A 12,396-nucleotide genomic window follows, 5' to 3' on the forward strand; every position below is an offset into this window, starting at 1 on the left:
TCCAAACCTGTCGCGCCCGCGACACAGGCATGCCCGCAACCCGGCCCTGCGACTCCCGATGTCTTGATAGGTCGGGCGAACACCCATAGTTTCTGGGGATTCCGCATCGCGGCAGCGGTGCCTTGACGGTATCAGACAAAGGGGCAAGGGCATGTGGGGCGACGCGTGGCGCGGCCGCAGCTATGACCTGGGCAAGATGAACCTGCGCGACCTGACGGTGGCGTACTGGACCTATCCGGCCATCCAGGCTTATGCGGCGTTGGCCCTGGTGGCGGCCGTCCTGTCCCTGTCCCTGACGACGGACTGGCTGCGCTTCGGCCTGGTGATCCTGGTGGCGTCGCTGGTCTACCCGCTGGCCTGGTACGGCATCCACCGCTGGATCCTGCACGGACGCTGGCTCTACAAGATGTCCTGGACGGCCGCCCTGTGGAAGCGCATCCACTTCGACCACCACCAGGACCCCCACAAGCTTGAGGTGCTGTTCGGCAGCCTGCTGAACACCCTGCCGACCATCGCCGCCATCACCCTGCCGGTGGGTTGGCTGATCGACGGGCTGCCCGGCGCGATGACGGCCCTGGCCACGGGCTTGGCCACCACCTGCTTCTATGAGTTCTGCCACTGCATCCAGCACCTGAACTACAAGCCGCGGAACGCCTACTTCGCCCGGATCAAGCAGCTCCACCTGTCCCACCACTTCCATAACGAGGACGGGAACTACGGCATCACCAGCTTCCTGCCCGACATCCTGTTCGGCACCTTCTACAAGGACGCCAAGGAGCGGCCGCGCAGCCCGCACGTGTTCAACCTGGGCTACGACGTGAAGGAGGCGGAGCGGTATCCCTGGGTGATGGAGCTGACCGGTTCGCCGCCGCGGGACCGGCCGCCCCGGGCCAACGCCAACAAGACCGACACCGACCTGAAGGCCGTGTCGTGAGTGCCGCCGAAGCCCTGGCCCCGCGGGATGCCTCCCTGCGGGTGGTTCCGGTGTCGCCGGACGACAAGGCGGCGATGGCGCGCTTCATCCGGCTGCCCTACCGCATCAATGCCGGGACCCCAACTGGGTGCCGCCCCTGCTGATGGAGCGGGAGGAGTCCCTCTCCCCCGCCAAGAACCCGTTCTTCGGGCATGCCGAGGTGCAGTTCTTCCTGGCCGTGCGGGACGGGCGGGACGTGGGCCGGATCAGCGCCCAGGTGGACAAGCTTTCCCCCCTCACGGCCGATGGGGTCGGCTGTTTCGGCATGATCTGCGCCGAGGACGACCCGGACATCTTCGCCGCCCTGTTCGAGGCGGCAGAGGCTTGGTTGCGGGCCAAGGGCATGCGCGCCGCCCAGGGTCCCTTCAATCTCTCCATCAATGAGGAGATGGGCCTGCTGGTGGCCGGCCACGACACGCCGCCCGTCATGATGATGCCCCACGACCAGCCCTATGTGGCCCGCCGGATAGAGGCGCTGGGCTATGCCAAGGCGAAGGATGTCTACGCTTACTGGTATGACATCCGGAAGGAACTCCCCAAGTATGTCCGCCAGATGCTGGAGCGGAAGCTTCCTGGCCAGGTCGTCCTGCGCAAGCTGGACATGAAGAACTATGCCCGGGACGTCCGGTACCTGACGGAGATCTTCAACGACGCCTGGATGGGCAACTGGGGCTTCGTCCCGTTGACCGACGCCGAGACGGAGCATCTGGCCACGTCGCTGCGCCCGCTTGTGGTGGCGGACATGGTCTGGTTCGTGGAGATCGACGGGGAGCCAGCGGCCTTCGGCGTCTGCCTGCCCAACCTGAACGAGGCGATCCGCGATCTGGGCGGCAGCCTGTTCCCCCTGGGCTGGGCCAAGCTGCTGTGGCGGCTGAAGGTGTCCGGCGTGAAGACGGCCAGGGTGCCGCTGATGGGCGTGAGGCAGAAGTTCCAGGTGGGCCTGTCTGGCGGCATCCTGCCGTTCCTGGTGATCAACGGCATGCGGGAGAACGCGATCAAGCGGGGGATCGAGTTCGTGGAGCTGTCCTGGATCCTTGAGGACAACCTGCCCATGCGGAAGATCAACGAACGGATCGGCAGCATCCCCTACAAGACCTATCGAATCTACGGCAAGGCCCTGTAGCGCTGCCATGGCCCCCGTCACCACCCTGGTCCTTGCGGGCTCCCGCGGGGCGGAAGACCCGGTCGCCAAGCTGGCCGGTGTCAGCCACAAGGCTTTCGCCCCGGTGGCGGGTGTGCCCATGCTGGTCCGTGTCGTCCGCGCCCTGCTGGCCACCCCTGACGTGGGCACCATCGCCGTCGCCATCGAGCGGCCGGAACTGGTGCGGGAAGACGCGGAACTCTCCCCCCTGCTGGACAGCGGGCGGCTCGTCCTGCTGCCGGCGGAGGGCAGCCCCAGCCGCAGCGTCGTGGCAGCGCTCAAGGCCCTGGGCACGCCCCTGCTGGTGACCACCGCCGACCATGCCCTGCTGCGGCCGGAGTGGGTCAGCCACTTCCTGGCCAACCTCCCCGACGATGCCGACGTGGTCGCCGCCCTGGCCCGGGACAGCGCCGTGCAGGCCGCCGTGCCTGGGACGCAGCGCACCTACCTGCGCTTCGCGGACGGCCGCTTCAGCGGCTGCAACCTGTTCGCCTTCCGCACCCCTGCCGCCATGCGTGCCGCGGAGGTCTGGCGGCAGGTGGAGGCGCAGCGGAAGCATCCCTTGAGGATGATCCGGCTGCTGGGTCCCTGGGCCGTGTTCCGCTTCCTCATCGGGCAGCTCAGCCTGGGTGCCGCCCTGGCCCGCCTTGGTGCCATCACCGGTACCCAGGCCGCCGTGGTGGAAATGCCATTCGGTGCCGCGGCCGTGGATGTGGACAAGACAGCGGACCTGGAATTGGCCGAAAGGCTGCTGGCGGGGCGATAGGGCAGGGCGCTCAGCCGCCCAACCGCGCCCGGACTATCTCCACCGCTTCGGCTACGGCCGGGGTCCAGTCGCCCTGGACCCGCTGCCGGGCGAGGTGCAGGGTCGGGTACCAGGGGGTGCGCGTGCCCGCGGCGCCCCAGCGCCAATCCGCGTCCTGGTGCAGCAGCGCGACCGTCGGCACGGCCAGCGCCCCGGCCAGGTGGGCGGCCATGGTGTCCACCGCCACCATCAGGTCCAGACTGCACATGGCTTCCGCAAGCGCCTCCAGCCTGTCCACCGCCCCGTCGCGGACAGCGGGGAAGGCCGCCAGCTCTTCCCGCGCGGGGCCTTGCTGCAAGCTGACAAGTTCGACCCCGGACAGGCCCAGCAGTGGCTCCAGCGCGGCCAGGGGCAGGGACCGCCTGGCATCCCATCCCCCTGCCTGCCAGACCAGGCCCACCCGCATCGCCTCCCCCGCGGGCCTGACCCGGCGTGGCAAACCACGGCCGAGGTACGGCACGTCGTTCGGAATGGTGTGGGGCAGGGTGCGCAGGGCATGGGACAGTTCCATGCTCTCCACCTGCACCTCCCAGCCGCGTTCTTCCACCAGCAGGTCGTCCGCCTCGCCCAGGGCCACCGCCTCGGCCACGCCGGGGCAGTCGCGGGCGAGCGACAGCAGCTCCGGCTGGATTTCCACCGCCACCCGGCAGCCCTGCGCCTCCAATGCCGGGGCGTAGCGCAGGAACTGCACCGAGTCGCCCAGCCCGTGATAGCAGCGCACCAACACCCGGCGCCCTGCCAAGGGCGTGCCGTCCCAGACGCAGCGGGTGTGGTAGGGCGTCCAGGGCCGGTTGAAATCTTCCGGGGCCCGACTGGCCAGCACGCTGTCGGACAGGCGCCAGGCCCACTCGTACCTGCCCAATAGCATGGCCGCCTTCCAGCGCGCCTCCACCTCTGCCAAGGGATCGGCGCCCAGCCGCTCCGCCCGGCGGAACAGGGCGGCGGCCCGCGCCACCCGTCGCGCCTCCAGGGCCCTCGTCCCGGCCCTCAACAGCGCCTCGGCCTGGGGTCCCGTGCCGAACCCGCCGTCAGCCATGGGCGGCCATTCCCGCCGACAGTTGGGCAGCCCCGGCCAACCGCTTCTCCAGCAGGATGCGCCGGCCGCCGGAGCTGCGGATGGTGGGCGCCACCCGGTCCCAATGCTTCGGCACGGTCAGGTAGCCCAGCCGGGCATAAAGTCGCCGGGCGGTGAGGTTCGTCTCCTCCACCTCCAGGGACAGGCCCGTATGCCCACGCCCCATTGCCAACCCCTCCAGCGCGCCCAGCAGCCGGGCGGCGATGCCCTTGCGGCGGAAGGCGGGTTGCACCCGAAGGCCCCAGACCATGGGCAGCTTGCCGGCGGCGGCGGGGCGGTAGTCCGCCCAGGCCTGGCCCACGGGCACGTCGCCCACGGCGGCCACCAGCATGTCCACCTCACCCAGGTGCTGGCGCTGGTGGATGGCCTGGAACAGGTCGCGCTGGTCGCGGAAGGCGCCGGACCATTCCAGCCCCTCCAGGTCCTGGGGCCCGCAGGGGCGGATCACCACGTCCAGGGACAGGGTAAGCCGGTCCAGGGACCCGCACCGCCAAAGCCCGTCCATCCGAACCCGCTCCCCTCACCGGACACTGCCGCAGCAACGGCGGCGGCGGGGGAGGGTTCCTCACCAGCGGCATGAGGCCATGGTTCATGTCACGGGAGGCGGGCGCCCGGCGTTTCAGGGGGCCGTTGATCGGTCCAGATCAACGGCCGACAAATCAAGTCCGCCCGAGGGCGATGTCCACCTCGCGCCCCCGGCCGTACTGGTCGAGGAACTGCATGAACTCCATGTTCGTCGGCCCGACGCGGCGGTACAGCGGCTTCACCGCCTCCACCAACTCACCCCCGCGGCCCAGCAACCGGTCGCCGATCTCCAGGATGCGCAGGTTGGGCCAGGCGCGGTCGCGGATCCGGAACACCTCCTCGATCGCTTCGGCGGCGGGCCGGTCGGGCCGGGCCTGGGCCAGGATCAGGGCCATGGACGCGGTGGAGCGGGACACGCCCATGTGGCAGTGGACCAACAGGTGGGCGCCATCCCCCTCGGCCTCCAGCTCCTTGCCGAAAGCCAGCAGGGCCTCGACATGCGCCTGCTCCGGCGCCTGCTTGCCCTCCAGCTCCTCGATGATGTCGTCGAAGCGCAGGTCCAGCCGGGCATGCTCCCCATAGCTGCCGAAGGCGGGCGGCGCCTCTCGGCCCGGGTCCATGATGGACAGCACGTGGCTGACCCCCACGGCGCAATGGGCGCCCAGTTCCTCGATCCCGCAGACGGTGATGCGGAAGGGGACGAAATCGGACTGGCTCACGGCTCGGCACTCCGGTCGACGGGTCGGGCGGGCCAAGCTGTACCCGCTTTCCCGCCCCCTTGCCAGCCGACAACCGGCGGGGTGGGGCAGCCGTTGCCCCAAAAGCGAAAGGGCCGCCCCAGTGGGACGGCCCCTCGTCATTGGTCGGAGTGAGAGGATTCGAACCTCCGCTCTCCTGCTCCCGAAGCAGGCGCTTTACCAGGCTAAGCTACACTCCGTCAGGCCCCGTCGTCGGGGTGGGCGGCTATATAGCGCCCTATCCCGGACACTGCAAGCGTTCAATCACGCTTGCGATGCAGGGATTTCAGAAATCCCGGTCGACGACGAAATCGATCACGTCCAGCAGGGCGCGCTTCACGGGGGAGTTGGGGAACAGGCCCAGCGCGTCGCGGGCCACGGCGCCGTAATGGCGGGCGCGCTCCACGCTGTCGCGCAGGGCGTTGTGTTTCACCATCAGCTCGATGGCCCGCTCCAGGTCGCCGTCCTGCTGCTCCATCTCCTCCATGGTGCGCCGCCAGAAGCCGCGCTCCTCCTCGCTGCCGCGGCGGAAGGCCAGGACGACGGGCAGGGTGATCTTGCCCTCGCGGAAGTCGTCGCCGATGGTCTTGCCCAGCCGGGCCTGCACGGCGGAATAGTCCAGCACATCGTCCACCAGCTGGAAGGAGATGCCCAGGTTCAGGCCGTAGGAGCGCAGCGCGTCCTCTTCCGCCGCCGGGCGGTTGGCCACCACGGCGCCGATGCGGCAAGCGGCAGCGAACAACTCCGCCGTCTTGGCCTTGATCACCTCCAGGTAAGCTTCCTCGGAGGTCTCCGTGTCGTTGCTGGTGGTGAGCTGCAGCACCTCCCCCTCGGAGATGACGGCGGAGGCGTTGGACAGGATGCGCAGCACGTCCAGGCTGCCATCCTCCACCATCACCTGGAAGGCGCGGGCGAACAGGAAGTCGCCCACCAGCACGGACGACTTGTTGCCGAACACGGCGTTGGCGCTGGCCTGGCCGCGGCGCAGGTCGCTCTCATCCACCACGTCGTCATGCAGCAGGGTGGCGGTGTGGATGAACTCCACGCAGGCCGCCAGGGCCTTTTCCCGCCCGCCCTGCGCGCCGCACAGCTTGGCGGCGGCCAGCGTCAGCACCGGCCGCAGCCGCTTGCCGCCGCCCGCCACGATATAGCCGGCAAGCTGCGGGATCAGCTCGACAGGGGAGTGCATCCTTTTCAGGATGATGTCGTTGACGTCCCGCAGTTCCGGCTCGACCAGGCTGATCAAGGCGTCCAGCGCGTCCGTACCGCCCTTGCGGCGCTTGGGATCCAGGGTGGTGACGGTGGCCAAGGATGCGCTCCTGAACGACGGGGGTACCGACAAAGGGCGGGCCGGGTTGACGGCCCCGCTTTGGTTGGGGAGCATAACTGTGAACCCACGGGGGTCAAGGCCCCGGCGGATTCGCCGCAGACCGTATGGGGACATGCCCGCCATGCCAGCCGGGGAGCCATGAAAGAGCTGCTGCGCACCAACAACCCGGTGGAGCTGTCCTTCCTCCAGGCCCTGCTGGCCGACGCCGGCATCGAGTCGCTGGTCCTGGACCAGCACACCTCGATCCTGGAAGGCAGCATCGGCGCCATTCCCCGCCGTCTCGTGGTGGATGATGAAGATTACCACGCCGCCCGCCGCGTCCTGGCCGAGTCCGGCTGCCTGCCCGATGGCTGAGGTGGGGGAGACGGCGCTGCTGGGCGGCCGGGTGCGGCTGCTCCAGCCCGAAAAAGGTTACCGCGCCGCCATCGACCCGGTGTTCCTGGCCGCATCCGTGCCGGCGAGGGAGGGGGAACGGGTGCTGGAGCTGGGCTGCGGCACCGGCGCCGCACTTCTCTGCCTTGCCGCCCGGGTGCAGGGATGTGCCCTGACCGGGTTGGAGCTGCAACCCTTTGCCGCGGGTTTGGTCAGGGAAAGCGCCGACCTGACCGGGGTGGCTGACCGGGTCACGGTGGTGGAGGGCGACCTGTCCGACCCGCCGCCCGACCTGAAGCCCAACAGCTTCCATCATGTCATGATGAACCCGCCCTTCCATGAGGCCGGCCGCCATACCCCCTCGCCCCACGCCCACAAGGCCCAGAGCCATGGGGAGGGCACGGCGGACCTCGCCGCCTGGGTGCAGGGTGCCCTCCGCTTCCTGAAAAGCCGCGGCACCCTGACCGCCATCTACCCCGCCGACCGGCTGGAGCATCTGCTGGCCTTGTTGGCCGGCCGGTTCGGGGACATCCGCGTCTTCCCCCTCTGGCCCCGCCAGGGCTTGCCCGCCAAGCGCGTCATCGTGCAGGCCCGGCGTGACGCCCGCGGCCCCACCTTGCTGCTGCCCGGCTTGGTGCTGCATGGGGAGGGAAGCGGCTATGCCCCCCAGGCGGAAGCTGTGCTGCGGGATGCCGCCCCCCTGGATTTGTCCGGCAACAATCCCAACCTATAGGGTCATGTCCATCCGGTCCCGCCTGCGGAAGCTGTTCCGCCGCCCCGCCCGCCCCCTCGTCACCGTCCTGCGTCTCTCCGGCGTCATCGGCGCCGGGGTCGGCCCCATGCGCGGCGGGCTGTGCATGGAGTCCACCGCCGAGTCCATCGAGCGCGCTTTCGCGCCGGATGAGCTGAAGGCCGTGGCCCTGGTCATCAACTCCCCCGGCGGCAGCCCGGTGCAGTCCGCCCTGATCGGCAATCGCATCCGCGCCCTGTCCGTGGAGAAGAAGGTGCCCGTGGTCGCCTTCGTGGAGGATGTGGCAGCCTCCGGCGGCTATTGGCTGGCCTGCGCGGCGGATGAGATCATCGCCGATGCCGGGTCCGTGGTCGGATCCATCGGCGTCATCTCCGCCGGGTTCGGCTTCCAGGATCTGATCGCCAAGCTGGGCGTGGAGCGGCGCGTCTACACCGCCGGCCGCAACAAGGCCATGCTCGACCCCTTCCGCCCGGAGCGGGAGGAGGATGTGGAGCGGCTGAAGTCCCTCCAACTCGAGATCCACCAGAACTTCATCGACTGGGTGAAGTCCCGCCGTGGCGATAAGCTGCGGGCCGACGACGATACTCTGTTCACGGGGGAGTTCTGGACCGGCAAGCGCGGCCTGGACCTTGGCCTTGTGGACGCGCTGGGCGACGTGCGCACTGTGATGCGCGCCCGGTATGGGGAGAAGGTGCGCCTTGCCCTGGTCGAGACCCGCAAGCCCTGGCTGGCCCGCCGCTTCGGCCTGTCCGGCAGCAGCCTGGGCGCGGAGGTGGCGTCGGCCGTCGTCTCGGCGGCGGGGGAACGGTCCCTGTGGGGGCGGTATGGGTTGTGAGTTACCCACCCGCGGAGCCGCAAGCTGTGCTAGGGCTTAACCACTGACACCCCAGGTCGGCCGCCCATGTTCTCAAAGCTCCTCGTCCTCGCCCTGCTGATCGCCGTGGCCTGGTACGGCATGAAAGCCTACCGCCGCATCCAGGAGGACCGCGCCCGCGCCATCAAGCGGGGGAGGGGCCGGCCCCGGCCAAGCCCAAGACCCCGGCTGTCATGTCGGAGGACATGGTGAAGTGTACAGCCTGCGGCGTCTATGTCGCGCCGGACGCGCAGGCTTGCGGCAAGCCCGGCTGCCCCCAGCGGGGATGACCGCCTTGTCCGAATTGCCTGGATTCCGGCTGCTCCCCTGCCTTGATTCCACCCAACCGCCCGACTAAGGTGCACCGCACCGCAACATCGGGCAGAGTACCAAGGGCATGGCAGGCGGCACGGGCGCGAAGCCCCTCAGTTTCCAGGGCGTCATCCTCACCCTCCAGAACTTCTGGGCGGAACAGGGCTGCCTCGTCCTCCAGCCCTATGACATGGAAGTGGGCGCCGGCACCTTCCACCCGGCGACCACCCTGCGCGCCCTGGGCCCCGACACCTGGAACGCCTGCTACGTGCAGCCCTCCCGCCGGCCGAAGGACGGGCGGTACGGGGAGAACCCGAACCGGCTGCAGCATTATTACCAGTTCCAGGTCATCATGAAGCCGTCCCCGCCGGACATCCAGGACCTGTACCTGAAGTCCCTGGTGGCCCTGGGCATCGACCCCGCCCTGCACGACATCCGCTTCGTGGAGGATGACTGGGAAAGCCCGACCCTGGGCGCCTGGGGCCTGGGCTGGGAGGTCTGGTGCGACGGGATGGAGGTGACCCAGTTCACCTATTTCCAGCAGGTGGGCGGCATCGAGTGCAACCCCGTCGCGGCCGAGCTGACCTATGGGCTGGAGCGGCTGGCCATGTATATCCAGGGTGTGGAGAACGTCTACGACCTGGACTTCAACGACGCCGTCGGCAACCGCCCCGCCAAGAAGTACGGCGAGGTGTTCAAGCGGGCGGAGATCGAGTACAGCGCCCACAATTTCGAATTCGCAAACACGGAAATGCTGCTCCAGCACTTCCAGGACGCGGAGAAGGAATGCGCCGCCCTGCTGGACCGCGGTCTGGCCCAGCCCGCCTATGACCAGTGCATCAAGGCCAGCCACCTGTTCAACCTGCTGGACGCCCGCGGCGTGATCAGCGTGGTGGAGCGCCAAAGCTACATCCTGCGCGTCCGCACCCTGGCCAAGGCCTGCTGCGAGTCCTGGCTGGCCGACCGCTTCCGCCGGGAGCGGGCGGCGTGACCCCCTGCTTCGACATCGCTCCGAAAAATTGACATCCACGAACACACACAAACACACGCACGAACACGCACAGGGGAAAAGATGGCTGCGCCGCAGGCAGTATTTCTTTTTGTGAATGTCCGTGAGTGTATTGTGCGTGTTCGTGAATGTTTACTGCACCATCCCGCAGGCGTTGAGCGCCTGAGAAACACCTGACCGGACCCCCGCCCCATGGCCGAGCTTTTCATCGAACTGTTCATGGAAGAAATCCCCGCCCGCATGCAGGTGCGGGCCGCGGAGGATTTCCGGCGGCTGGTGACGGACAAGCTTGCCGCGGCGGGCCTGTCCTTCGATCACGCGGAGGCGCACAGCACCCCGCGGCGGCTGGCCCTGGTGGTGGATGGCCTGCCCACGAAGCAGGCCGACGTGCGGGAGGAGCGCAAGGGCCCCCGCGTCGGCTCCCCCGAGCAGGCGCTGGCCGGCTTCCTGAAGGCGGCGGGCCTGACCGACATCTCGCAAGCGGAGCAGCGGGACACCGGCAAGGGCGTGTTCTACTTCGCCGTGATGGAAAAGCCGGGCGGGCAGACCATCGACGCGCTGCCCGCCATCATCGACGCGGCGATCCGGGAGCTGCCCTGGCCCAAATCTATGCGCTGGGGCGATGCCCAGTTCCGCTGGGTCCGGCCGCTGCACGCCATCACCGCCCTGTTCGACGGCCAAGTGATCCCCGGCGCCCTGACCCTAGGTACTTCTGAGCCGGCGCCGGAGGCGTCCGACGGCACCGTCTGCCTGGCGGGGGAGGTGACGGCCACCGTCCTGCGCTATGGCAACATCACCTACGGCCACCGCTTCCTGGCGCCCGACGCCATCACCGTGACTGGCTTTGCCCAGTATGCCGAGGCCCTGCGCAAGGCCTGCGTGATCCTGGACCGGGAGGAGCGCAAGCGCCTGATCCTGGACGGCGCGCGGAAGGCGGCGGAGGCCGAAGGTTACGTCCTGAAGGACGACCCGGGCCTGTTGGAGGAGGTGGCGGGGCTGGTGGAATGGCCCGTCGTCCTGACCGGCGCCATCGACCAGCAGTTCATGGATGTGCCGGCGGAGGTGCTGACCACCTCCATGCGCACCCACCAGCGCTATTTCGCCCTCGAAACGGCCGACGGCAAGCTCGCCCCCCGCTTCGTTGTGGTGGCGAACCGACCCACGGCGGACGGCGGCAAGGCCGTGGTGGCGGGGAATGAGCGTGTACTGCGGGCGCGCCTGTCTGACGCCAAGTTCTTCTGGGACCAGGACTTGGCCACGCCGCTGGAGACGCGCCGCGAGGCCCTGGCGCAGATCACCTTTCACGAGAAGCTCGGCACCATGCTGGAGCGGGTGGAGCGGATCGAGAAGCTGGCCGTGGAGATCGCCGGCGCCCTGAACTACGACGCCGAAATGACCGATCAGGTCCGCACCGCCGCCCGCCTGTGCAAGGCCGACTTGGTCACCGGCGTGGTGGGGGAGTTCCCGGAAGTGCAGGGCATCCTGGGCGGCTACGTCGCCCGCGCCCAGGGCCAGCCGGCGGCCGTCGCCACCGCCATCGCCGACCACTACAAGCCCTTGGGGCCGAGCGACCGCGTACCCACCGACAAGGTGGCCGTCGCCGTGGCCCTGGCCGACAAGATCGACACGCTGGTGGCCTTTTTCGGCATCGACGAGAAGCCCACCGGCAGCCGCGACCCCTTTGCGCTGCGCCGTGCCGCGCTGGGCGTGATCCGGCTGGTGGTGGAGAATGGGCTGCGGATAAATCTTTCGACGCCATTAACAAAAGCCTATGGTCCTGTCATCGCTTCAGTCTCCAGAACTGGATTGCTTTTCAATTACGATCATAAATCGAACGAGGATTTCTTCTTCCAAACATATGAGGGCTGGCTAAGTCAGAATCATCGCTTGGGCCTGCTTCGGCAGAAACCAAAGTCGATGAAGGACTTACAGATCGACATGGATAACGGTGATTGGCAGGCCGTGCTTCCGGCAGCCGAGCTTGCAAACGACCTCCTCACCTTCTTCGCCGACCGCCTGAAGGTCACCCTCAAGGACAAGGGCGTCCGGCATGACTTGATCGACGCGGTGTTCGCCCTGGGCGGCCAGGATGACCTGGTGCTGTTGCTGAAGCGGGTGGACGCGCTGGCCGGGTTCGTGACGTCAGAGGACGGGGCGAACCTGCTGACCGCCTACAAGCGGGCCGCCAACATCCTGCGGATCGAGGAGAAGAAGGACGGCACCACCTTCTCCGGCAAGGTGGACGTCACCAAGCTTGCCCTGGCGGAGGAAATGGCCTTGTTCGGCGCGCTGGAGGACACCGGCGCCACCGTCGGCCCGCTGCTGGAGGCGGAGGACTTCACCGGCGCCATGAAGGCCTTGTCGGCCCTGCGCGCCCCCGTGGACGCCTTCTTCGACAAGGTCACCGTCAACGCGCCGGAACCGGAGCTGCGTGCCAACCGCCTGCGCCTGCTGTCCCAGATCCGCGACACGCTGAACCGCGTCGCCGACTTCTCCCGCATCGAGGGCTGAGC

14 protein-coding genes and 1 tRNA gene are annotated in these 12,396 nt (G+C 68.5%); 10 read left to right on the top strand and 5 right to left on the bottom strand.

The genetic code is table 11. The annotated features are described in order from the left end of the window. The first annotated feature begins 151 nt into the window (after positions 1-151). Genes HHL28_RS04630 through HHL28_RS04640 form a run of 4 tightly spaced genes read left to right on the top strand, consistent with a single transcriptional unit; the run spans position 152 to position 2,880 of the window. Positions 152-934 carry a sterol desaturase family protein gene (locus HHL28_RS04630; protein ID WP_075770101.1) on the top strand — a complete coding sequence of 261 codons (783 nt, stop codon included), beginning with the start codon at positions 152-154 and terminating at the stop codon, positions 932-934. Next, on the top strand, positions 931-1,077 hold the full coding sequence (locus HHL28_RS18325; protein ID WP_404326519.1) for a hypothetical protein: 147 nt from the start codon (positions 931-933) through the stop codon (positions 1,075-1,077). The genes HHL28_RS04630 and HHL28_RS18325 overlap by 4 nt, the downstream gene beginning before the upstream one ends. Next, positions 1,062-2,096, top strand: coding sequence for a dATP pyrophosphohydrolase (locus HHL28_RS04635; RefSeq protein ID WP_404326520.1), 1,035 nt, complete (start codon positions 1,062-1,064; stop codon positions 2,094-2,096). Before HHL28_RS18325 ends, HHL28_RS04635 begins: the two co-directional genes overlap by 16 nt. Before the next feature lie 7 nt (positions 2,097-2,103). Further along, positions 2,104-2,880, top strand: coding sequence for a nucleotidyltransferase family protein (locus tag HHL28_RS04640; protein WP_075770102.1), 777 nt, complete (start codon positions 2,104-2,106; stop codon positions 2,878-2,880). Positions 2,881-2,890: 10 nt separating this feature from the next. Here the strand turns inward: HHL28_RS04640 and HHL28_RS04645 are convergent, their stop codons facing one another. From HHL28_RS04645 to HHL28_RS04665, 5 genes are all read right to left on the bottom strand, one after another. Beyond that, positions 2,891-3,955: a glycosyltransferase family 9 protein gene (locus HHL28_RS04645; protein ID WP_083698933.1), complete on the bottom strand. Its 1,065-nt coding sequence runs from the start codon at positions 3,953-3,955 to the stop codon at positions 2,891-2,893. After that, a complete protein-coding gene (locus HHL28_RS04650) occupies positions 3,948-4,499 on the bottom strand; it encodes a GNAT family N-acetyltransferase (protein WP_075770103.1) in 552 nt (183 codons plus the stop codon). The genes HHL28_RS04645 and HHL28_RS04650 overlap by 8 nt, the downstream gene beginning before the upstream one ends. Before the next feature lie 154 nt (positions 4,500-4,653). Beyond that, the gene (locus HHL28_RS04655) at positions 4,654-5,238 is read right to left on the bottom strand and encodes a tyrosine phosphatase family protein (RefSeq protein ID WP_169654782.1); all 585 of its coding nucleotides are present in this window, start codon (positions 5,236-5,238) and stop codon (positions 4,654-4,656) included. A gap of 141 nt (positions 5,239-5,379) precedes the next feature. After that, positions 5,380-5,456: transfer RNA gene (locus tag HHL28_RS04660), tRNA-Pro, on the bottom strand. Between the two features lie 86 nt (positions 5,457-5,542). Continuing rightward, positions 5,543-6,565 (bottom strand): polyprenyl synthetase family protein, encoded by a 1,023-nt coding sequence (locus HHL28_RS04665; protein ID WP_075770104.1) that lies wholly within the window; start codon positions 6,563-6,565, stop codon positions 5,543-5,545. Positions 6,566-6,724: 159 nt separating this feature from the next. Between HHL28_RS04665 and HHL28_RS04670 the strand changes: the two genes are divergently transcribed. The 6 genes from HHL28_RS04670 (at position 6,725) to glyS (ending at position 12,394) form a co-directional block, all read left to right on the top strand. After that, positions 6,725-6,940, top strand: coding sequence for a putative signal transducing protein (locus HHL28_RS04670; protein ID WP_075770105.1), 216 nt, complete (start codon positions 6,725-6,727; stop codon positions 6,938-6,940). Further along, positions 6,933-7,691, top strand: coding sequence for a tRNA1(Val) (adenine(37)-N6)-methyltransferase (locus tag HHL28_RS04675; RefSeq protein WP_075770106.1), 759 nt, complete (start codon positions 6,933-6,935; stop codon positions 7,689-7,691). Before HHL28_RS04670 ends, HHL28_RS04675 begins: the two co-directional genes overlap by 8 nt. A gap of 4 nt (positions 7,692-7,695) precedes the next feature. Then, positions 7,696-8,544: a S49 family peptidase gene (locus tag HHL28_RS04680; RefSeq protein ID WP_075770107.1), complete on the top strand. Its 849-nt coding sequence runs from the start codon at positions 7,696-7,698 to the stop codon at positions 8,542-8,544. Between the two features lie 66 nt (positions 8,545-8,610). Then, positions 8,611-8,775, top strand: a complete 165-nt coding sequence (locus tag HHL28_RS18330; RefSeq protein ID WP_404326523.1) for a hypothetical protein — start codon at positions 8,611-8,613, stop codon at positions 8,773-8,775. A gap of 184 nt (positions 8,776-8,959) precedes the next feature. Beyond that, on the top strand, positions 8,960-9,865 hold the full coding sequence (locus HHL28_RS04685; protein WP_075770109.1) for a glycine--tRNA ligase subunit alpha: 906 nt from the start codon (positions 8,960-8,962) through the stop codon (positions 9,863-9,865). A 210-nt stretch (positions 9,866-10,075) separates the two neighbouring features. Further along, on the top strand, positions 10,076-12,394 hold the full coding sequence (gene glyS / locus HHL28_RS04690) for a glycine--tRNA ligase subunit beta (RefSeq protein ID WP_075770110.1): 2,319 nt from the start codon (positions 10,076-10,078) through the stop codon (positions 12,392-12,394). Positions 12,395-12,396: the final 2 nt, after the last annotated feature.

It is taken from the genome of Aerophototrophica crusticola (assembly GCF_012913305.1).
Classification (GTDB): Bacteria; Pseudomonadota; Alphaproteobacteria; order Azospirillales; family Azospirillaceae; genus Niveispirillum; species Niveispirillum crusticola.